Source organism: Nocardia sp. NPDC057668 (assembly GCF_042799795.1).
GTDB lineage: Bacteria > Actinomycetota > Actinomycetes > Mycobacteriales > Mycobacteriaceae > Nocardia.
In genome coordinates, this window is record NZ_JBHVIC010000001.1 from 2,670,374 (window position 1) to 2,691,781 (window position 21,408).

Annotated in this window: 21 protein-coding genes; 17 read left to right on the forward strand and 4 right to left on the reverse strand. The window is 69.1% G+C overall.

Features of this window, described 5'->3' with window-relative positions; genetic code table 11:
• Positions 1-33 precede the first annotated feature (33 nt).
• The 7 genes from ACFVBH_RS12215 to ACFVBH_RS12245 all read left to right on the forward strand — a co-directional run bounded on the left by ACFVBH_RS12215 (position 34) and on the right by ACFVBH_RS12245 (position 7,664).
• Positions 34-969, forward strand: coding sequence for an SDR family NAD(P)-dependent oxidoreductase (locus tag ACFVBH_RS12215; protein ID WP_379001349.1), 936 nt, complete (start codon positions 34-36; stop codon positions 967-969).
• Positions 966-1,928 carry an SDR family NAD(P)-dependent oxidoreductase gene (locus ACFVBH_RS12220; RefSeq protein ID WP_379001350.1) on the forward strand — a complete coding sequence of 321 codons (963 nt, stop codon included), beginning with the start codon at positions 966-968 and terminating at the stop codon, positions 1,926-1,928. The genes ACFVBH_RS12215 and ACFVBH_RS12220 overlap by 4 nt, the downstream gene beginning before the upstream one ends.
• Before the next feature lie 82 nt (positions 1,929-2,010).
• On the forward strand, positions 2,011-2,886 hold the full coding sequence (locus ACFVBH_RS12225) for an alpha/beta hydrolase (RefSeq protein WP_354984550.1): 876 nt from the start codon (positions 2,011-2,013) through the stop codon (positions 2,884-2,886).
• Between the two features lie 122 nt (positions 2,887-3,008).
• On the forward strand, positions 3,009-4,187 hold the full coding sequence (locus ACFVBH_RS12230; RefSeq protein WP_379001351.1) for a hypothetical protein: 1,179 nt from the start codon (positions 3,009-3,011) through the stop codon (positions 4,185-4,187).
• 141 nt (positions 4,188-4,328) lie between these two features.
• Positions 4,329-4,982, forward strand: coding sequence for a TetR/AcrR family transcriptional regulator (locus ACFVBH_RS12235; protein ID WP_379001352.1), 654 nt, complete (start codon positions 4,329-4,331; stop codon positions 4,980-4,982).
• An 8-nt stretch (positions 4,983-4,990) separates the two neighbouring features.
• Positions 4,991-5,854 (forward strand): 3-hydroxyacyl-CoA dehydrogenase, encoded by an 864-nt coding sequence (locus ACFVBH_RS12240; RefSeq protein ID WP_354984553.1) that lies wholly within the window; start codon positions 4,991-4,993, stop codon positions 5,852-5,854.
• A gap of 46 nt (positions 5,855-5,900) precedes the next feature.
• Positions 5,901-7,664, forward strand: coding sequence for an oleate hydratase (locus tag ACFVBH_RS12245; protein WP_354984554.1), 1,764 nt, complete (start codon positions 5,901-5,903; stop codon positions 7,662-7,664).
• A 3-nt stretch (positions 7,665-7,667) separates the two neighbouring features.
• Here ACFVBH_RS12245 and ACFVBH_RS12250 read toward each other — a convergent pair whose 3' ends face one another.
• Positions 7,668-8,861: a hypothetical protein gene (locus tag ACFVBH_RS12250; protein ID WP_379001353.1), complete on the reverse strand. Its 1,194-nt coding sequence runs from the start codon at positions 8,859-8,861 to the stop codon at positions 7,668-7,670.
• A 122-nt stretch (positions 8,862-8,983) separates the two neighbouring features.
• Positions 8,984-9,910, reverse strand: coding sequence for a LysR family transcriptional regulator (locus tag ACFVBH_RS12255; protein ID WP_379001354.1), 927 nt, complete (start codon positions 9,908-9,910; stop codon positions 8,984-8,986).
• 124 nt (positions 9,911-10,034) lie between these two features.
• Between ACFVBH_RS12255 and ACFVBH_RS12260 the strand changes: the two genes are divergently transcribed.
• The 8 genes from ACFVBH_RS12260 (at position 10,035) to ACFVBH_RS12295 (ending at position 17,536) form a co-directional block, all read left to right on the forward strand.
• Positions 10,035-10,727 (forward strand): type 1 glutamine amidotransferase domain-containing protein, encoded by a 693-nt coding sequence (locus ACFVBH_RS12260; RefSeq protein WP_379001355.1) that lies wholly within the window; start codon positions 10,035-10,037, stop codon positions 10,725-10,727.
• 5 nt (positions 10,728-10,732) lie between these two features.
• A complete protein-coding gene (locus ACFVBH_RS12265) occupies positions 10,733-11,284 on the forward strand; it encodes a TetR/AcrR family transcriptional regulator (RefSeq protein ID WP_379001356.1) in 552 nt (183 codons plus the stop codon).
• On the forward strand, positions 11,281-12,294 hold the full coding sequence (locus ACFVBH_RS12270) for an NADP-dependent oxidoreductase (protein WP_379001357.1): 1,014 nt from the start codon (positions 11,281-11,283) through the stop codon (positions 12,292-12,294). Before ACFVBH_RS12265 ends, ACFVBH_RS12270 begins: the two co-directional genes overlap by 4 nt.
• A 62-nt stretch (positions 12,295-12,356) precedes the next feature.
• Positions 12,357-14,000, forward strand: a complete 1,644-nt coding sequence (locus ACFVBH_RS12275) for a VWA domain-containing protein (protein ID WP_379001358.1) — start codon at positions 12,357-12,359, stop codon at positions 13,998-14,000.
• Positions 14,001-14,007: 7 nt separating this feature from the next.
• The gene (locus ACFVBH_RS12280; RefSeq protein ID WP_379001360.1) at positions 14,008-14,595 is read left to right on the forward strand and encodes a hypothetical protein; all 588 of its coding nucleotides are present in this window, start codon (positions 14,008-14,010) and stop codon (positions 14,593-14,595) included.
• The gene (locus ACFVBH_RS12285; RefSeq protein WP_379001362.1) at positions 14,592-15,725 is read left to right on the forward strand and encodes a hypothetical protein; all 1,134 of its coding nucleotides are present in this window, start codon (positions 14,592-14,594) and stop codon (positions 15,723-15,725) included. The genes ACFVBH_RS12280 and ACFVBH_RS12285 overlap by 4 nt, the downstream gene beginning before the upstream one ends.
• 202 nt (positions 15,726-15,927) lie before the next feature.
• Positions 15,928-17,148, forward strand: coding sequence for a cytochrome P450 (locus ACFVBH_RS12290; protein WP_354984563.1), 1,221 nt, complete (start codon positions 15,928-15,930; stop codon positions 17,146-17,148).
• 19 nt (positions 17,149-17,167) lie between these two features.
• Positions 17,168-17,536, forward strand: coding sequence for a limonene-1,2-epoxide hydrolase family protein (locus ACFVBH_RS12295; RefSeq protein ID WP_379001720.1), 369 nt, complete (start codon positions 17,168-17,170; stop codon positions 17,534-17,536).
• Between the two features lie 204 nt (positions 17,537-17,740).
• Here ACFVBH_RS12295 and ACFVBH_RS12300 read toward each other — a convergent pair whose 3' ends face one another.
• Positions 17,741-18,205, reverse strand: coding sequence for a PaaI family thioesterase (locus ACFVBH_RS12300; RefSeq protein ID WP_379001364.1), 465 nt, complete (start codon positions 18,203-18,205; stop codon positions 17,741-17,743).
• 286 nt (positions 18,206-18,491) lie between these two features.
• On the opposite strand from ACFVBH_RS12300, the gene ACFVBH_RS12305 reads away from it, so the two are divergent.
• Together ACFVBH_RS12305 and ACFVBH_RS12310 are read left to right on the forward strand one after the other, a co-directional pair.
• Positions 18,492-19,727 (forward strand): MFS transporter, encoded by a 1,236-nt coding sequence (locus ACFVBH_RS12305; protein WP_379001366.1) that lies wholly within the window; start codon positions 18,492-18,494, stop codon positions 19,725-19,727.
• Between the two features lie 97 nt (positions 19,728-19,824).
• The gene (locus ACFVBH_RS12310) at positions 19,825-20,736 is read left to right on the forward strand and encodes a sterol desaturase family protein (RefSeq protein ID WP_379001368.1); all 912 of its coding nucleotides are present in this window, start codon (positions 19,825-19,827) and stop codon (positions 20,734-20,736) included.
• On the opposite strand, the gene ACFVBH_RS12315 is transcribed toward ACFVBH_RS12310, so the two are convergent.
• On the reverse strand, positions 20,637-21,389 hold the full coding sequence (locus tag ACFVBH_RS12315) for a dienelactone hydrolase family protein (protein ID WP_379001370.1): 753 nt from the start codon (positions 21,387-21,389) through the stop codon (positions 20,637-20,639). The genes ACFVBH_RS12310 and ACFVBH_RS12315 overlap by 100 nt on opposite strands.
• Positions 21,390-21,408: the final 19 nt, after the last annotated feature.

Below are 21,408 nucleotides of genomic sequence, written 5' to 3' on the forward strand. Positions count from 1 at the left end.
GCTCAGCGGTGGCGACGAGGCCGAGGAGAGTGCATGTCCAAGTTCCGGAACAAGCTCGTGGTGGTGACCGGCGCGGGAAGCGGCATCGGCCGCGCGACCGCGGAATGCTTTGCCGCACAGGGCGCGCGGGTGGTGATCAGCGATATCAACAAGGACGGCGCCCAGCGCACCGCCGACACCGTCGCCGAACTGGGCGGGCAGGGCTTCCCGTACGCGGTGGACGTCTCGGACCCCGAGGCGATGACCGAGTTCGCCGCCGACGTCTACACCGCCCACGGCACCCCGGCGGTCCTGGTCAACAACGCCGGATACACCACGGCGGGACCGTTTCTCGGCCACTCGGCCCAGGATTGGGACCGCATCATGGCGGTCAACTTCTGGGGCCCGGTCTACGGCAGCCGGCTGTTCGGACGGCAGATGGTCGACGACGGCGCGGGCGGGCGCATTCTCAACGTCACCTCACCGGCCGCGGTGGTGCCCATTCCGCTCAGCACGCCGTACTGCACCAGCAAGGCCGCGGCACAGATGCTCACCGAATGCCTGCGTTTGGAGTTCGCGGGCACCGGAGTCGGTGTGACAGCGGTGCTTCCGGCCTTCATCAACACCGGCTTCTACCCCTCGGCCCAGGTTGTGGGCCTGGATCCGCGGATGGCCGCGCGCGGGCGCGACATCTCGGTGCTGGTCGCCAAGCTGGTCGCCCGCGACCCGAAGACGATCGGCCGCAACATCGTTCGCATCGCCGGGCGCAATCCCGCCATCGCCGTCACCCCGATCGAGGCCCGCCTCGTCTGCACCGCGGCCCGCATCTCCCCCGCGGGCGCTCGCCTGGCCGCGCGCTTCATGGACACCCGGCAGCTGGTGGAATTGGTGACGCACTACGTCCCCGACGCCGTGCTGGACCGCGTCGACGACACCCTCGCGCGGCTGCTGCCCGCGGAGTTCCCCGCCGACACGGAGGCCGTGCGATGACGAACTTCCACCCCCGGGTCGCCGTGGTCACCGGCGCCGGCAGCGGCATCGGGCGCGGCATCGCCAAGGCGCTGGCCCAGCGCGACGCCTCGGTCATCGTGGCCGACATCAATCTCGCCACCGCGCTCGACACGGTGGAAGTGATTCGCGCACAGGGTGGTTCGGCACACGCGTACGCGCTCGACGTCGCCGACACTCCCGCCCTCGAAGCGTTCGCCGAAACAGTGCGCGCCGAGCACGGGGTGCCGGACGTGGTGGTCAACAATGCCGGGATCATCGTCGGCGGGCCATTTCTCGACGTCCCGCTCGAGGATCTGCGGCGCATCATCGACATCAATATGATGGCGATGATCCACGGCTGCCGGATATTCGGCGCGCAGATGGCCGAGCGCGGCACCGGCGGGCAACTGGTGAACATCGCCTCGATGGCGGCCTTCGCACCCGCCCGCCTCACCGGCCCGTACAGCATCGGCAAGGCCGCGGTGAAGCACTTCAGCGAGACCCTGCGCGCGGAGCTGGCCGCCCAGCACATCGGCGTCACCGTGGTCTGCCCCGGCCTGATCGCCACGAATCTGCCCGCCACCGCGGCGGTCGCCACCCTCACCGGCGATCAGGTCGAGATCGGGAAGAAGGCCATGATCAAGGCCATGACCTACCTGGGCATGGACCCGGACAAGGCGGGCCGCAAGATCGTCGCGGCGGCCGCGCGCAATCAGGCGGTACTGCCGCTGCGCCCGGAATCGTGGGTGGGCTACCGCGTGGCCCGAGCATTCCCGAACCTCACCCGCGGCGCACTCCGGGTGATCACCGGCCCCGAACTCGAACGCCTGGGCCGCCTGCTCATCGACCGGCCCGAGGTGCTGCGCGCCGCCGAGCGCCTGGCCGAACGGCTCCCGCAGCGGGAAGGCTTGCAAACCTATTGGGAGCCACCGGCATACGAGCCCGGCGCACACGTCTGAGACACTCCCCGGCCCGTCGCCCGCCCGGGATGGCAGGATCACTGACGGTCATGTCATTTCGAGCAGTCGGTGGGTGAAGACGATGAAGTCCAGCGCAACCAGGTCACGCACACGGGTCGGCGAGATGATCCCGGTCCTCGATCGCGAGGTGCACGTGCGCGAGGACGGGCCGGCCGACGGCAAGCCGGTGCTGCTGCTGCACGGCTTCGAGGGCTCGCTGCACTGGTGGGACGCGCTCACCCCGCTGCTGTCCGGCGACTACCGGGTCATCCGCCCGGACCTGCTCGGATTCGGGTGCACCGGAGGCAGTTCCGGCTTCGATCAGGACGGCCAGGGCGACATGCTCGCGGGCCTGCTCACCGCCCTGGACATCGAGAACGTGGCGGTGGTCGGTCATTCCTGGGGCGCGGACGCCGCGCTCGCGGTGGCCGCCCGCACCGAGCGGGTCAGCGAGGTGGTCATCATCGATCAGGCCCCGGATCTGAGCTATCTCACCGTCACGCCGGGTGCGCCCGTGCTCGCGTTCGCCCCGATCGCGATGCTGGTGCAGCACCTCGCCCCCGAGCCGCTGGTGCGGCGCGCGCTGTCCGAGGGCTTCGCACGCGGCTTCGATCTCGACGCCGCCGTACCCGGTCCGGCGCAGATGATCAGCGACCATCGGGCCATGTCGTGGCGGGCCTATCGGGAGGTCAGCGCGGTTCGCCGCCGGGCCCTGGCCGCCAATCCCCTGGACCGCCAGCTGGAGATGACCGAGCTGCCCGCGCTCGTCGTCCACGGGCGGCACGACGGGATGTACGACTGGCAGCGCACCCGCGATCGCTACACCGCGGTGGGCGCGCGCTTCGAACTCATCGACGAGGCCGGGCACAGCCCGAACGTGGAGACGCCCGAACGGCTCGCGGAGATTCTTCGCGACTTCTTGGCTACTTCACAGAAGGTCACCGATACACCGGTCTGATCTGGGTTTTCGTTGAGGAACAAGGTCATCTCAATCCGGTCGAGGCCCACCCGGAACCGGACCTGGCCATTACCCTGGCTAACGCCTGGGGATGACCGGCAACCTCAACCTAAGGACGGCCGATGTTCACACAGTCCGACCTTTCCACCCTGATCAAAGCCGCGCCCGGGCGCGGTGTTTCCATTTTTCTGCCCACCCACGTGAGCGGGCCGCAGACCCGGCAGGATCCGATTCGCTTCCGGAATCTGCTGACCGAGGCGCACACCGCACTGCTGGCCGCGGGCGCGAGCAAAACCGAGGCCCGCGAGCTGCTCGCCCCCGCCGAGGCGCTCATCGAGGACTATCCCTTCTGGCAGCACCGGGATCAGGGCTTGGCCCTGTTCCTGGGCGCGGACGGCACCCAGTACCGCCACCGGGTGCCCCTGGAACTGACCGAACAGGTGGTGGTCGGCAGCGACTTCTACGTGAAGCCGCTGCTCCCGCTGCTGGCCGCCGACGGCGAATTCGCCGTTCTCACCATGACCGCCGAGGGCGCGCACCTGTATTCGGCCTCCCGGTTCGCCATGACCGAGGACTACGACGGCGGCCTGCCCGGCAGCCCGACCGACAATCTCGACGACGACCGCCAGAACCGCGTGCAGGCCACCCCCGCCGCACGCCCGCACACCGGCGGCCGCACCAGCGCCAGCACCCAGGCCTACGGCGTCACCCCGGCGGATTGGCGCAAGACCACCCTCGAGGAGTGGACGGGCAAGGTGGCCGCCGCCGTCGATCGGCACCTGACCGACACCGCCATCCCGCTGGTGCTGGTCGCCGATCCGGAAATGACCGGCCAGTTCAAGAAGCGCACCACCCTGGGCCCGCTGCTGGCCGGCACGGTGGACACCAACCCCGCGGCGCTGACCGGGCCGAAGCTGCACGCCGCCGCCTACGAGGTGGTCCGGCCGCGTTTCGAGGCCGCTCAGCGCGCCGCCGTCGAGCACGCGGCGCAACTGCTGGCCGACAGTCCCACCCGGGTCGCGGTCACCATCGGCGAGGTGGTGCGCGCGGCCTTCCAGGGACGCGTCGAATCGCTGCTCGTCACCCAGGGCGCGGCCGAGTGGGGCCGCTTCGACGAAATGACCGACGCGGTCGAAACCCATTCCGAGCCCGGCACTTCCGTGATCGACCTGGCCGAGTACGCCATCGTGCGCACCCTCGAACACAAGGGCGCGATCTACCTGCTCGCGGCCGAGCAGATCGAGGGGTTGTTCCCGGCCAGCACCGCCGCCCCGGCCGCCATCGCGGTCCTGCGTTTCTGATCCATCCGCCCGGCGCGAGCTCGAATCCGCGCCGGGTTCCGGCGTGCCGATCGTGACCGGCGGCGGGTTGCAAACTCGTTAGCCAGGCGTACGCTCTTCAATGAGTCCACTCATTACGGGATGCGGAAGCGGAGGTGTCGAATGGCGGTCAACAACCAACCGGCACAGGTCAACAGGCGTACGCGCGGCATGCTCGACAAGCAGGACCGCATTTTCGAGGCCGCCGCGGCGCTGTTCGCCGAGCGCGGTTTCGCCAACGTCACCACCCAGCAGATCTCCGATCGCGCCGACATCGCGGCGGGCACGCTGTTCCGGTACGCCGCCTCCAAGGGCGAGCTGTTCCTCATGGTCTTCAACCGGGATTTCCGCACCGCGCTCGACGCGGGCGACCGGGCGGCCCGCACCGAAACCGATTCCGTACCGGCGCTGCTCGCCATGGTGCGGCCGATCACCGCGGCCGCCCGCCGCGGCGCCGAGAACACCGCGATCTATCAGCGCGAACTGCTGTTCGGATCACCGGCCGAGAAGTACCGCGTCCAGGGCCTGGAGCTGGTGGCACGGGCCGAGGCGATGTTCGCCGGCCGGCTGGCCGCCGACGCCCGGGCCCGTGGCATCGACGACCCGCGAGTGGACGAACAGGCCCGGCTGACCGGACGCGGCATCTTCGCGGTGCTGCACCTGGCACTGGCCCGGCCCGCCACCGGCGTCGATCCCGAGCACGACCCGATCGAGGATCTGCGGGCGCAGATCGCCCTGCTGGTCACCGGATTCTTCGCCGCACTCACCCACCGATAGGAGAGAGCATGAGCATCGATATTCGCAAGGTCACCGTCCTGGGAACCGGCGTGCTCGGTTCGCAGATCGCCTTTCAGACCGCCTTCAGCGGCTTCGAGGTCACCGCGTACGACATCAGCGACGACGCGCTGAAGGCCGCGCAGGACCGCTTCGACAAACTCGCCGCGATCTACAAGACCGACGTCGCCGGCGGCGGGGACGGCAAGGCCGAACAGACCGCGGCCGGCATCACGCTGACGTCGGATCTGGCCGAAGCGGTGCGGGACGCCGACCTGGTGATCGAGGCGGTGCCCGAGGTGCTGTCCATCAAGCAGGACACCTACCGCAAGCTCGGCGAATCCGCCCCGGAGAAAACAATTTTCGCGACCAACTCCTCCACGCTGCTGCCCAGCGACATGGTGGAGTTCACCGGCCGCCCGGATCGATTCCTGGCGCTGCACTTCGCGAATCAGGTGTGGAAGTTCAACACCGCCGAGGTCATGGGCACCCCCGCGACCGACCCGAAGGTGTACCAGGCCGTCGTCGACTTCGCCTCGGCGATCGGCATGGTGCCGATCGAATTGCACAAGGAGAAGGCGGGTTACGTCCTCAACTCGCTGCTCGTGCCGCTGCTGAACGCGGCCATGGCACTGAGCGCGGGCGGCTACGCCGATCCCGAGGCGGTGGACAAGACCTGGAGCATCGCCACCGGCGCGCCCATGGGCCCGTTCCGGATCCTGGACGTCATCGGCCTCACCACGCCCTACAACATCCTGGTCAACAGCGACGACGAGAACGGCAAGAAGCTGGCCGCGTGGCTCAAGAGCAACTACATCGACAAGGGCAAGCTCGGCATCGCCACCGGGGAGGGCTTCTACAAGTACTCGGCGTAATTCTCCTGCCGCACACCATGTTCGAAACGATTCGAGAAGGAGCCAGATGTACTACAGCAACGGCAACTACGAAGCGTTCGCCCGGCCCCGCAAGCCCGCGGGCGTCGAGGACAAGACGGCATGGTTCGTAGGGTCCGGCCTGGCCTCGCTCTCGGGCGCGGCCTTCCTCATCCGCGACGGGCGGCTGCCCGGGAACAAGATCACCATCCTGGAAGAGCTGAAGCTGCCCGGCGGCGCGCTCGACGGCATCAAGGAACCGAAGAAGGGCTTCGTCATTCGCGGCGGGCGCGAGATGGAGAACCACTTCGAGTGCCTGTGGGATCTGTTCCGCTCCATCCCCTCCATGGAGATCGACGACGCCAGCGTGCTGGACGAATTCTATTGGCTCAACAAGGATGACCCGAATTTCTCGCTGCAGCGCGCCACCCTGAACCGCGGTCAGGACGCGCACACCGACGGCCTGTTCACCCTGAACGAGAAGGCGCAGAAGGACATCATCAAGGTCTTCCTGGCCACCCGCGAGGAGATGGAGAACAAGCGCATCGAGGAGGTGTTCTCGAAGGACTTCCTGGAGAGCAACTTCTGGATGTACTGGCGCACCATGTTCGCGTTCGAGGAGTGGCACAGCGCGCTCGAGATGAAGCTGTACCTGCACCGCTTCATCCACCACATCGGTGGCCTGCCGGACTTCTCGGCGCTCAAGTTCACCAAGTACAACCAGTACGAGTCGCTGGTGCTGCCGCTCTACCGCTGGCTGCTGGACCAGGGCGTGACGTTCAAGTTCGACACCACGGTCACCGACGTGGATTTCGAGATCACCGCGTCGCGCAAGCAGGCCAAGCGCATCCACTGGGTGTCCGAGGGCGTCACCGGCGGGGTCGACCTGGGCGCGGACGATCTGCTGCTCATGACGATCGGCTCCCTCACCGAGAATTCCGACGAGGGCGATCAGCACACCCCGGCGAAGCTCGACGAAGGCCCGGCCCCGGCCTGGGATCTGTGGCGCACCATAGCCGCCAAGGATCCGGCGTTCGGGCGGCCCGAGGTCTTCGCCGGCGACATCAGCAAGACCAAGTGGGAATCCGCGACGGTGACAACCCTGGATCAGCGCATCCCCGAATACATTCAGAAGATCTGTAAGCGAGATCCCTTCAGCGGCAAGGTCGTCACCGGCGGCATCGTGACGGTGAAGGATTCGAGCTGGCTGATGAGCTGGACGGTGAACCGCCAGCCGCACTTCAAGAAGCAGCCCAAGGACCAGATCGTGGTGTGGGTGTACGCGCTGTTCGTCGACACCCCCGGCGACTACGTCAAGAAGTCCATGCAGGAGTGCACCGGCGAGGAGATCACCCAGGAGTGGCTGTACCACATGGGAGTTCCGGTCGAGGACATTCCGGAGCTGGCCGCGAACGCCGCCAAGTGCGTGCCGGTCATGATGCCGTACGTGACGGCGTTCTTCATGCCGCGCACCGCCGGTGACCGCCCGCAGGTGGTGCCCGAGGGCGCGGTGAACTTCGCCTTCATCGGCCAGTTCGCCGAGACCACCCGCGACTGCATCTTCACCACCGAGTACTCGGTGCGCACGGGGATGGAGGCCGCGTATCAGCTGCTCGACATCGAACGCGGCGTGCCGGAGGTCTTCGGTTCGACCTATGACATCCGGTCGCTGCTGGCCGCCACCAGCCGGTTGCGCGACGGCGAGGCCATCGACCTGCCCGGCCCGCAGATCCTGCGCAAGCGCCTGATGAAGCGGCTGGATGGCACCGAGATCGGTGAGCTGCTCACCGAATTCGGGCTGCTCGAGAAGTAGCGGCTACTCGACGAACCACCGCAGCCCCGAGCCACCGGCGGCATCGCAGAACAGGCCGGTGCCGTCCGGGGCGCGGCCCCGCTGCCCGGCCTTCTTGCACGGCTGACCTTCCACGCCCGCGACCACGGGCCCCGCGCTCCCGCTCGGGGTGGTCGCGGTCGTGGTCGGCGCGGCGGAGGTGGTGGTCGGCACCGGCGCTTCGCAGGAGTACCAGAGTCCGTACTGCTTGGAGGTGTACTCCGACAGGCAGCCGAAGGCGACCGGGCCGGCCGAGCTGAATTGCACACCCGTTCCGGCGCTTTCGTTGACACAGAACAGCCCGGCGTTGTCCATGCGGCAGACGTAGTCGTCGAAATCCAATCGGCTGCCGTAGGTCAGGATGTGGCCGTCGCCGAGCGTGAACTGCCCGGGGTCGCCCTGCATCCGCCCGATGCCCAGGGTCGCCCCGGGGTAGTCGATCCAGTTTCCGACCCAGTTGCCCGAGGCCTTCGACGGGCGCTCGGGCGGGTTGTCCAGGTCTGCCATGCAGGTCAGCCCCTGCTGCTGGGGGTTGGCGCGCTTGGGCGTCATGCACCGGATCTTGCCGGTCGGGCTGGTGAAGGCGACGGCCGAACCCAGATCGCTGGTGACGCCGGAGGTGTTGGTCACGGTGTGGAAGTCGGCGTCGTCGGCGGGCGTGCCCGCCTTGATCCAGGTGAGCACCGAGGACAGCGCGGCCCCGGCGGCCGGGGGTTTGGATTGTGCCGAGGTGGTGGTGACCGGCGGCGGGGTCGTCTCGGTCACCGTGGGCGCTGCCGCAACGCCGGTGTCGCTCGGTCCCATGAAGTGCCGGGTGGTGAAGAACGTGCCCACGGCCAGTGCCACCAGCACCACGGCCGCCAGCGCGATCAGCCCGGCCCGTTCGGCCTGCGATCGAGCACGGGCGGGCGTGCGCCGGGGTGACCGCGGGGTAGCGGCCGGTCCGCCGGGCTCGGGGTCACCGGTGGGCGCGTAGTCATCGCGGATGGGCTCGAAGACATCGGTGACCTGCGACCAGAGGTCGGCGCCGGGCGCGTGCCTGCCCGCGTCCCGCGACCACGGCTCGCCGTCCCGCGACCGCGATTCGGCCTCCCGCGACCGCGGGTCGCTGTCCCGCGACCACGGCTCGGCGCTCTGCGTCCACGTGTCGTCGTCGGGCCGACGGTATCCCGGTGACATCGAATCCCTCTATCTCCTTGGTGCGCAGGCGGATCTGCATCCCGTTCCGCCTTGCCGGTCAGCATAAGACCAAAACGGACATACTCCCCGGTAGGTATGCGGTCCGATCCGGTACCGCCGAGTCAGTCGGCGCAGGCCCGCCAGATCCCCGCCGTCTCCAGCAGCCGGTCCCGAATCCGATCGGCGTGTACACGCGGCGGTCCCCCGACCCGCCGTGCCAGGTAGACGGTGTTGATCGGCGCGTCCTGCGGATCCAGCAGCAGGACGAGATTTCCCGCGGCGAGTTCACGCGAGCACAGATAGCGCGGGAGCACCGACACGCCCGCCCCGGCGACGACCGCCGAGAGCACCGCCCGCAGATCCGGAATGACCAGGGCCGCTTCGGCTTCGAGCCGGGTGCCGAACACGTGCCGCCAGTACCGGCGCACGATCGGCAGGTCCGCGGCATAGCTGACCAGCGGGACCCCGGTGAAGTCATTGGCGCGCAAACGCTCCGGATCGACGCCCGCCGCCACCGCCGGGGCCGCGACGAGCACGAATTCCTCATCGGCGAGGGGTTCGGCCAGTAGCGTGCGCCCGCGCGGGCGAATGGTGGACAGCACCAGATCGAGCTTGCCGACCCGCAGATCGGCCAGCAGATCATCGGCCAGGCCCGTGACCACGGTCAGCCGCACACCGGCGGCGACCAGCGGGGCGAGCGCGGGCAACACCAGGGCCGCGAGCAATTCGGCCGGGCCGCCCAGCAGAACCGGCGGCTCCGCGGCGCTCTCGGCGGGCGCGTTCCCGACCACGATCTCCAGCGCGTCGAGCGGATCGGACACCCGGACGGCGAGATCGTGTGCGGCGGCGGTCGGGGTGACCCCGCGCGGCAGCCGTTCGAACAACGGCCGCCCGATGCCGCGCTCGAGCGCCTGCAATTGGGTGGTGACCGTCGGCTGTGACAGCCCGACCTGCGCGGCGCCGGCCGTGATGGATCCGGCTCGGTAGACGGCCAGGAAGGTCCGCAGCTGGGCCAGATCCACCGAACCATCGGTCTGCCTATGTCTCATATAGGCGAGTCTATTGGTCAGTCGATCCGAGAGTGCCTAGCGTGGGTGGCACGACGACCTGACACATCGCATACGAAATGTCAGGTGATCCAGTCCGCAGCCCGTTCCGATTCGAGGAGATTTCATGGCCAAGGTTCTTTTCGTCATGACCGGCGTCGATCATTGGACGCTGAACGACGGTACGAAACACCCGACCGGGTACTGGGCGGAGGAGTTCGCCGCACCCTACGAGGCACTGCGCGGGGCCGGGCACGAGATCGTGGTCGCGACACCCGGCGCGGTCGTGCCGACGGTGGATCACGGCAGCCTCGCCGCCGATGCCAACGGGGGCCCGGCCGGAGCCGAGAAGGTCGCCGAGACGCTGCGCGCGGCCACCGAGCTGACCCGGCCCATCGACCTCGCCGATGTCCGGCTCGACGACTACGACGCCGTCTACTACCCCGGCGGCCACGGCCCGATGGAAGACCTCGCCGTGAACGCCGACTCCGCACGGCTGCTCACGGCCGCCCTCGCCTCGGGCAAGCCCCTCGGTGTGGTGTGCCACGCGCCCGCCGCCCTGCTGGCGACCGCCGATGCCGACGGGCGTTCCCCGTTCGCCGGGTACCGGGTCGCGGCCTTCTCCAACGCCGAGGAGACCCAGGCCGGCCTGGCCGACAAGGCCCCGTGGCTGCTGCAGGATCGGCTCGTCGCGCTCGGCGTGGACTACCGCGAGGGCGAGCCCTGGGCGCCGAAGATCGAGGTCGACCGCAATCTGTACACGGGCCAGAATCCGGCGTCCTCGGCTCCGCTGGCGGCGGAGCTGCTGAAGGCGCTCTGAGTTCGATGGCCGACCGGACCGCGGACGTACTCGACGCCACCCAGCGCTGCCTGCTGCGCTACGGGGTGCGCCGGACCACCATGGACGACATCGCCGCCGAGACAGGCGTTTCCAGGTCCGCGGTCTACCAGTACGTCCGCGGCAAGGACGATGCCGTGCGGCGCCTCACCGAGCGACTGCACGGCGCCGCACTCGAACACGCTCGCGCGGCCGCGAACGCGGATGCCCCACTGGCCGAACGGGTGCACGGGATTCTGGCGGCGAAGGTCGAACTGACCTCCGGCCCGTTCGCCGAATCTCCGCACGCCGCCGAGCTTCTCGATGAGCAGGCCCGGCTCAACGGCGATATCTGCCGCCGCTTCACCGGCGATCTGCACGGCATCCTCACCGCGACGCTCACCGGCGCACACCTGCGCGATCCCGCGGACACCGCACACATCTTGCTGGCCACCACCATCGGCCTGCTCGCCGCACGCCGCACCGACCTGGTGCCCCGTGCCGCCACCGCCGTCCTGCACGGCATGCACTCGAAACATCTCGAAGGAGAACAGCTATGACCGTAGCCAGTCGTGAGTGGCGTCTGATCGCGCGCCCGTTCGGCGAACCGAAGCCCGCGGACTTCGAACTCGCCACCGTCGATCTGCCCGATCCGGCGCCGGGTCAGGTGCTGGTGCGCAACGACTGGCTGTCCGTGGACCCGTACATGCGGGGACGGATGAACGACGTCGAATCCTATATTCCGCCTTTCGTTCTCGACGAGGCGATGACCGGCGGCGCGGTGGGCACGGTCGTGGCCTCGGCATCCGACGCCGTCGCGGTCGGCGCGACCGTGTCGCATTTCGCGGGCTGGCGCGAATACGCGCTGCTGGACGCGGGCTCGGCGCAGGTCGTCTCCACCGAAACCGCTCCGGCACAGGCTTATCTGGGCCTGCTCGGCACCACCGGCCTGACCGCCTACGCGGGCCTGACCGAGATCGCGCCCGTGCGGGAGGGCGACGTGGTCTTCATCTCCGGGGCCGCGGGCGCGGTCGGCTCGGTGGCCGGGCAGGTCGCGAAACAGCTCGGCGCGGCCAAGGTGATCGGCTCCGCCGGTGGCCCCGGCAAGGCGGCGCGCCTGCGCACCGACTTCGGCTTCGACGCCGCGATCGACTACCGCGCGGGCGATCTGGCGGAACAGCTCGCCGCCGCCGCGCCCGAGGGCATCGACGTGTACTTCGACAATGTCGGCGGCGATCACCTGGACGCGGCCCTGGTCACCATGAACCGCTACGGCCGCATCGCGCTGTGCGGCGCGATCTCGATCTACAACGACACCGAACCCGCACCCGGCCCGCGTCACCTGCCGCTGGCCATCGGCAAGCGGATCACCCTGCGCGGCATGAACGTCAGCGATCACATGCACCAGCTGCCCGAGTGGTTCGCCAAGGCCGGCGGCTGGCTGGCCGACGGCTCACTGCGCACCGAGGAGACAATCGTCGAGGGGATCGACCAGGCCCTGGACGCCTTCACCGCGATGATGAACGGCGCGAACACCGGCAAGATGCTGGTTCGACTACCGCACAACTGATTTCGCCCGGCGCTCATCCGCCGTTCACCCGCGCCACACCCCGCCGTGTTTAGGCTCTCGACATGGAGGGGAAGGTGGCGCGGCGGGTCCGCCCGCACACGAAACTGATTGTCGCACTGCTGGTCACGGCGGCCGCACTGGTCGCCGGTTGTACGGGGTCCGAGCCGGGGACGGGCCCCGTCACCGCGCACGATCCGAATGCCGATGTGATCAATATCGTCGCCGGTTCCGAACACGCCGCGGTCTTCGAGCACATCGTGCAGCCGTGGTGCCGGGAACAGGGCCTGACGTGCACCATGACCGCCATGGGGTCGGTCGATCAGGCCCGGCTGCTCCAGGGCGGCGACGCCCCCTACGACGCGTTCTGGTTCGCCGGCAGCGTCTTTCAACAGCTCGGCGACACCGAGCACCGGCTGCAGCGGGTCCAGCCCATGTTCAGCACCCCGCTGGTCTACGCCGGGCGCAAGAGCGACCTGGACGCACTCGGGTTCACCGGTCGCGACGTGGGGATCGAAGAGATCCTGGCGGCGGTGGAGGCCAAGCGCACCACGGCGTGGATGACCAATCCCACCCAGTCCAATTCCGGCGCGACGGTGCTGCTGGGCTTCCTGAATCACTTCGCGGGCAACGGACCCGGGGTGGCGCTCACGGCCGACCAGCTGAACTCCGAACCCGTGCGAACCGGAATCACCAGATTCGCCCGGGCTTTCGCGCGCACCCCACCCTCGACCGGGCTGCTCATGGACGAATGCCTGGCCGCGCCGCAGCAGTGCCGGACGCTGTTCACCTACGAGGACCTGGTTATCGAGCGCAATCGGGACCTGATCGCGGCCGGTCGGGAACCGCTGCACGTCGTGTATCCCCGCGGGGTGCTGGCCATCTCGGACGCACCGCTGGGCTTCCTGCCGCACGGCGACTATCCCGCCAAGCTGGCCAACTTCACCAAGCTCCAGGACTTCCTGCTCACCGCGGGCACCCAGCATCGGCTGACCGAGCTGGGCAGGCGGCCCATCACCAGTATCGGGCTGTCGCTGCCCGATGCCCCGCGCGCGGTGTTCGATCCCGATCGCGGCATCCGCGCCACGCTGACCGAGCAGCCCATCACCTATCCGGCCGCGCCGGTCATCGAAGCGGCACTGGACAATTACCAGACCGCCTATCGACCCCCGACCGATCTGGTCTACTGCATCGACGCCTCGGGCAGCATGGGCACCAACGGCGGCTGGGACGGCGTCCAGCAGGCCGCGGACCTGCTCTTCGACCCGGTGGAGTCCAAGAAATACCTGCTGCAGACCGGACCGCAGGACCGCACCGCGGTGCTGGTCTTCGACAGCGTCACCATCTCCGTACCGTGGACCGCCGGCAACGCCGCACCCGCCCTGCGAACCCTGCGCGGTGTCGTGCGCGATCGAAAGCCCAACGGCGGCACCGGAATCTACCGCTGCCTCGCCTCGGCGGCGAGCGCGTTCGAGGGTGCGCCCGACCCCGCCCGCAAGCGCCTGGTCATCCTGATGACCGACGGCACCGACACCGAGGGCGGCGGGCTGGACGCGATCACGCGCAGCGGTGTGCCGGTGGTGACCATCGGCTTCGGCAGCGCCGTGAACACCAAGGCGCTGAACGAGATCGCCCAGCGCACGGGTGGTTCCTACTTCAGTTCCGACAATATGGTCGCGGCCCTGCGCCAGGCCGTTGGTTACCGATAGGAGCGCGTTGCCGAGCAATTCCGTCCTGATCACCACCCTGGCGGTGCTGGTCCTGTCCTTCCTCGGGTTGTACGCGATGCTGGGCTCCGCGGCCGGCGCGGCCTGCGTCGCGGCCGGCGCGGCGGTCCTGACAGCGCTTGCCGGACAGGCTCTTTCGGACCGCGCACGACGCGGCGCGCTGTCTCGCGAGCTGAGCGCGGCCACCCTGCGCGTGGCGGCCCGGGCGGGGCGCGTCGCCGATCCCGAGACCCGCGCGGCGCTGCTGCGGGCCTGCGACATCATCCCGAGCCTGGTCGAGCGCACCGAGCGGGCGGACCCCGGGCAGCTTCCGGCGCTCGCCGCGGGTCTGCGCGGCGGGCTGGCGAGCGTGGAATCGGTGCTCGATCGCTATCTCGAGATGCAGGAGCATCCGGCGCGCTTCCGCGACACCGACCGGCTGCTCGCGCGCAGCCGCGAGATACTGCGCGGCTTCGAACATTTCGCGGCCCATACCGCCGAGCAGATCGGCGATCCGGACCTGGAGTCCTTCTTCACCGATCTTGCCCGCCTGGAACTGAGCTATCCGCCCGTACTGCCCCCGAGCGAGGACAGATGAACAAGTCCCGACTGCCCGTGCTGCTGGCCGCCGTCGTCGCGATAGTGGTGATCGTGGTCGGCGTCGCGGTGATTCGCGGCTCCCGGGCCACCCCGGCCGCGGTCACCACCCTGAGCTGCCTGGGCGGTTCGGAGAAGTCCGCGCTCATGGCAGACGCCGACGTCCAGGCGATATTGCGCGACGACTACGGGCTGGCCGTGAAGTTCGACCAGCGCGGTTCCTACGACCTGGTCCAGGTGCCGACCGCGCAATTGCGGAGTCAGGGCGTCGGCTGCCTGTGGCCGTCCTCGGCGAGCGCGCGCAGCGTGTTCGAGGCGACGCACGACATCAACGACTTCCCCGGCTACCGGGCCGAATCGGTGCTGGAGACACCGGAAGTCGTCTACGCCGGACCGGCCGCGACCGACGCCCTGATCAAGGCCGGCATCGTCGCCCAGCGCGAGAACGCCTACTTCATAGTCGATCTCAAACGCCTGCTGCTCGACTACGTACTGCCCAAACAGAAGTGGGAGACGCTGGCCGCGCAGAACCTGGCGGGCCCGATCCGCATCACCAGCACCGATCCCGCGACCTCCAACTCCGGATTCAGCCTGCTGCAACTGGAATTGACGGTCATCGCCTCCGGCGACGTCTTCCAGCCGCCCACCGTCGCCGAAGCCAAGGCCGGACTGCCCACCGTGCGCGGACTCTACGATGCCCAGGGCCTGCAGTCGGACAGCTCCAACGGCGGCTTCCGGGAGTGGCTGATCCAGGGCGCGGCCATGCTCTACGCGGGCTACGAGAACCAGGTCCTGCAGCAACTGGCGGCCTACCGCGACAATCCCGCCGCCACCGACGCGCTGCTGGCCGGGACGCGCATGCTGTATCCGGATCCGACGCTGTTCAACAGCAATCCGGTGCTCGCGCTGACGGCCGACGCCCAGCGCCTGATCACCGCGCTGCAGGATCCCGACGTTCAGCGGATCGCCTGGCAGCGGTACGGCTTTCGCTCGGCCACCCAGCTGGGTGCGCCCGCCGCCGCGGACTTCGCCCGGATTCCGCTGGCCGCTCAGCCGCGCGGGACGGCGCCACCCAAGGCGGATGTGACACTGCTGCTGCTCGGGTGTGTGCGCGACAACAGGTGCTCCTGAGAACCGGGAGCAATCTCGAGGCGAGACATTCTGTCATATATGTATCGCCGATAAATGTCTCTCACCAGGTGTTATCGATGCTTTCCCTGTCATACCGGGAAAGCGCGTACCTCTGAAATTCTCATACCGAGACACTTCTTGACACCCGATCCACCCCCGGGAAACCGTGTGCCGACGGCAGGTTCCCCGACCCGGAGTGGCAATGACACCGATCTCACCGGACGCGATCGATCTCTTCGATCCCGCCCACCTCGACGACCCGAATCCGCTCTACCGGCTGCTGCGCGAACATTCCCCGGTGTACCGCGTCCCGGGCACCGACTTCTTTCTGGTCAGCACCTGGGACCTGGTCACCGAGGCGGTGAGCAGACCCGAGATCTTCTCCTCGAACCTCACCGGCGTGCTGCTGCGGCAACCCGACGGCCCGCCGATCACCTTCGACATGGACGGCGGCGGCCAGGCCGTGCACGTGCTGGCCACCGCCGACGACCCGGCCCACCTGGTCCAGCGCAAACTGGTACAGCCGCTGCTGGCGAAGCGGATTCGCGGCCTCGCGCCCACCGTGCACGCGCTGGTCGGCACGCTGTGGGAGGACGGGCTGCGGGACGGGCGCATCGACTGGGCCACCGGGATGGCCGACCGACTGCCGCTGGCGCTGGTCGCCGACATCATCGGGCTCCCCGATGCCGATGTGCCGCAACTGCTGTCGTGGGCGTACGAGAGCACCGAGATGCTGGGCGGCGTGGTCGACGCCGACGGCTTCACCCGCTCGGTGGGCGCGGCGGCCGAGCTCACCGGCTACCTGTACACGAAATTCGCGGCCGCCCAGCAGAATCCCGGCGACGACCTGCTCGGGGTGCTGGCGCGCGCGTGCGCCGCCGGCGAGCTGACCGACACCGTCGCGGTCCTGGTGCTGGTGCAACTGGTGGGAGCGGGCGGCGAATCCACCGCGGGCCTGGTGTCCACCGCCGCGCGCATGCTGGCCGCCGATCCCGCACTGCAGCGGGAGATCCGGCGCGAGCCCGCGCTGCTGCCGGCCCTGCTGGACGAGGCGCTGCGCCTGGAATCACCCTTCCGGGCGCATCATCGCCACGTCACCGCCGACACCGTGCTGGGCGGGGTCGAGCTGCCCGCGGGCGGTCACGTGCTGCTGCTGTGGGGCGCGGCCAATCGCGACCCGGCCCGATTCGAGGATCCGGACACCCTGGATCTGGACCGGCGCAGCGGCGCGAACAACCTCGCCTTCGGCCGCGGCGTGCACTTCTGCGTCGGCTCGGCGCTGGCCAAGCTCGAGGCGACCGCCGCGCTGACGGCGCTGCTGGAACGCAGCTCGCATTTCACACTCGCCGACGACGCTCCCCCGCAATGGTTTCCGAGCCTGTTCGCGCGCCGGCACCGTAGCCTCACCCTGCAGATCTCCTGAAAGGCCCGACATGACCGACCTGTCCCCCGAAGCCCTGGTCACCGCGTTCTGCGCCGAATGGCTCACCGGCACACCCGAATCCATCGCCGAGTACTTCCACGACGACGCGATCTACCACAACATCCCGATGGCGCCGCTGCTCGGCAAGGCGGCCATCCTCGAGTTCCTGCGCGGGTTCATCGGCGCGTTCGGCGGGATCGAGTTCACGATCCACCACCAGTCCGCGAACGGCGGCACCGTGCTCAACGAGCGCACCGACCGCTTCACCCTGGGCGAGAAGCCGATCGAGCTGCCGGTCATGGGCATCTTCGAGGTCTCCGGCGGCAAGATCACCGCCTGGCGCGACTATTTCGACATGGCACAGTTCGCGCAGATCGGCCAGTCTTGACGCAACTCAGCCGGACCTGATTCGGCTCGGCCGGGCTCAACGCGGCTCGGCCGGGCTCGGCTCAGGCCGACCATCGGCGATATCCGGATTTCGCGTCCGCGATCCTGGCACGACCGTCCCGGAGCGACGGTTCGGCAAGACGGCCTGGCGCGACGGCCCCGGCGTCATACCGACGCCGGGGCCGTCGCGTTCCGTGCGATTGCCCTACTTGCCGTGGGCGCGCAGCTGGTACAGGCCCTTGGTCTCCGCGACCACCACGCCGTTGGCGTCGATGACCTTCGCGGTCAGGGTGAAGTCCGACTTGCCCTTGAGGTCGGCCTCCTCGGCGATACGGGCGATCTCCGCCTCCGACAGCGAGGCCTCGGCGATCACATCGGTGCCGGCCGGCTTGCGGAAGAAGATGTGCAGGTCCTTGACCAGCGGGTAGTACTTCGCGGTGTCGAAGCTGGCCAGCGCGAGCGCGCCGCCGAGCACCTCGGCCACGGTGAAGAGCACGCCCGCGTACATGACGCCGAAGTGGTTGCCGTTGCCCTCGGCCGGCACCTTGGTCGCCGCGTAGCCCGGCCGCACCTCGGTGGCCGTGACGCCCATCTTGTGCGCGATGGGGATGGTGAACTCGAGCGCGCTGTTCACTACCTCGTGCAGCGGCGGGGTGGCGTCGTTCGCCATGCGGACCTCCGTGTCTGAACTTACTGGCAATATGCCAACAGCACAGATCATCGTGCGTGAGGCGCGTCTCGCGCAAGTCCGCCCGGTCGGTCGCGGGTCCGGGCGGTGAACCCGGCCACATCCCAGCAAATACCGGCGGTCGCGCTCCTAGGATCGACCGAGGCCCATCGCCGTCCGCACCCGGATCGCGGCGCACATCGAGGCGGGCGATCCCACCGGTTTCGCCGCCCGCCCCGGCCGCACCCCCGACGCCAGTGCCCAGGCGTCGCACCGCGAGAGGATTCCGATGCCGACGCCGTCCGCCGCACCGGCGCTGACCACCACCGCACCCGCGACCCGCGCGGCCGAGCGCGCCTGGGTCGGCGTCGCGGCCGCCATCTTCGCCATCGCCTGGGGCGGAAACGAATTCACTCCGCTGCTGGTCATGTACAAGCGCGACGGACTGCCGCTGGCGACGGTCGACCTGCTGCTGTTCGAGTACGTGCTCGGCATCATTCCGGCGCTGCTCATCGGCGGGCCGCTGTCGGACCGCTACGGCCGCAGGCCGCTGATGCGGCCCGCACCCCTGGTAGCCGCGGCCGGGTCGCTGCTGCTCGCCTTCGGGGCCGGCTCGGTGCCCATGCTGTCGGCCGGGCGGGTGCTGTCCGGCATCGCGCTCGGACTGGCGATGGCGGTCGGCAGCAGCTGGCTCAAGGAACTCTCCCAACCGCCCTACACCGCCGGGTCCGCCGCCGGCGCGGGGGCGCGGCGCTCGGCCATGAGCCTCACCGGCGGATTCGGTGTCGGAGCGGGCGTCGCCGGCGTGCTCGCGCAGTGGGGTCCGCTGCCGGACACCCTGCCCTATCTCCTCAATGTCGCGCTCTGCCTGGGCGCGGCGGCGTGGGTGCTGCGCGCACCGGAAACGATTGTGCCGCAACCCGTGACGGCCCGGCTGCTGGACGATCTGAAGGTCCCGGCCGCCGCGAACCGCCGCTTCCGGCTCGTCGCACTGCCGCTGTCGGTATGGCTGTTCACCTCCGCCGCAACGGCTTACGCGATCATGCCCACCCTCATGATGCCCAAGGTGCAGGGTGCGCCCATCGCCTTCTCCGCGCTCATCACCGTCATCACGCTGGGCTGCGGGTTCGCCGTGCAGTCGCTGGCCCGCCGACTGGACCGGCCCGGCACCCTGCGGCTGCCGGTGCTCGGGCTGTGCCTGACCGTGACCGGCATGCTGCTGGCCACCGTGGCCTCGGGTGCGCTGACGCTGTGGCTGACCGTGGCCACCGCGGTCCTGCTGGGCGCGGGGTTCGGCATCGGGCTGGTCGCCGGGCTGCTGGAGATCGAGCGCATGGCCCGGCCCGACGACCTGGCGGGCCTGACCGCGGTCTTCTACGCCGTGAGCTACCTGGGGTTCGGCGTCCCGGCGGTGATGGCGGTGCTGCACCAGCACGCCGGGTTCGGCTATCCGGCGATGTTCCTGGCGCTGGCGGCCGCCGCGGCCGGCTGCCTCGGCCTGGTCACGCGCGCAGGACGGGGCTGAACCGCTGGTCACGCGGATCGCCCCTTCCGAATCCCGCGATCCGAGCCTTACAGTCGGGGTGATGAAGTAACCGCGTGTTCATCGGCGCGGGAGTGGAGTGAGCACCGTGGACCTGTGGGAACAGATCAATCAGCCCGTCACCTACGCGATCCCGTTCTTCGTGCTCGCCCTCGTCGTCGAGGTGCTCGCGCTGCGCGAGCACGGCGAGGACCGCACCGGGTACGACCGGGCCGACGCGCGCAACAGCCTGCTCATGGGCGCGGTCTCGGTCTTCGTCAGCGGGGCGGCCAAGTTCGTGGCGCTGCTCGGGTACGCGGTGCTGTACGTGCACGCGCCCTGGCAGCTCGATCCGCGCAATCCGCTGAGCTGGGTGGCCGTCATGCTGGGGGTGGATCTGCTCTGGTACGTGTACCACCGCACCTCGCACCGGGTCCGGCTGATCTGGGCCGCGCACCAGGTGCACCACAACAGCCGGTACTTCAACTACGCCACCGCGCTGCGGCAGAAGTGGAATCCGTGGTTCGAGCTGCTCATCTGGATTCCGCTGCCGCTGCTGGGCGTCGCGCCGTGGATGGTGTTCACGGCGTGGTCGTTCAATCTCATCTATCAGTTCTGGGTGCACACCGAGACGATCGGGAAGCTGCCGCGCTGGTTCGAGTTCGTGTTCAACACGCCCTCGCACCACCGGGTGCACCACGCCAGTGACGCGGAGTATTTGGACCGGAACTACGGCGGAATCCTGATCCTGTGGGACCGGATGTTCGGCACCTTCCGCGCGGAGACCTTCCGGCCGACCTACGGACTCACCAAGAACGTCGACAGCGACAATCTGCTGACGCTGCAGTACTACGAGTTCGGGGCGCTGTGGCGGGATCTGCGCTCCACCGGTCGGATTCGGGACTGGCTCGGCTACACGTTCGGGCCGCCCGGCTGGAAGCCCGGGGACAGGTGGGTGTCGAAGAAGGCGAAGATCCGCGCCCAGGCGTCGGATGTCGCGGCTTCGTCGTAGCCGAGCCCGGCCACGCGCAGCAGGCCCTGGGCGGGCAGGTCGTTGGCGAACGAGTGGCCCACGCCCGCATAGGTTTTGACGTCGTGGTCGATGCCGTACTCGGTGAGGACGCGTTCGAGTTTGTCGCCCCGCCCCCGGTTGGCCGGGTCGTTGGCGCCGTAGCTGGCCACGATCGGGCACGCGCCGCGCAACACCTCTTCGTAGTTGCCGCGCCCCGAGGGATAGAACGGGGCGGCGACGTCGAAGCCCTGCGGGGCGAGCAGCAGCGCGAAGGCGCCGCCGAGGCAGAAACCGACGATCGCGACCTTTCCGGTACAGCGCTCGTCGGCGATCAGCAGCGCGCGGGCGGCCTGGATGTCGCGGGTGGCCCGGCCGTCCTTGCTGCTGAGCATGTCCCGGAAGACGCTCGGCACGCAGCGCGCCTTACCCCGGGAGAAGAGGTCGGGCGCGACGGCGAGGTAGCCGTTGTCCGCGAGCAGGCGGGTCTTGCGCCGGATGTCGCCGCTGAGTCCGGCGATGTCGTGCAGCACCACGACCCCCGGCCAGGGCCCGTCCCCCGACGGGGTCTCGAATACCGCCGATACCGGTCCATCCGGTGCGGGCATCTGAATCGCGCTCATCGCCGAGCCCTCCCCACTGGTCGAAACGATCACCTGCGGCGCATCCTATCCC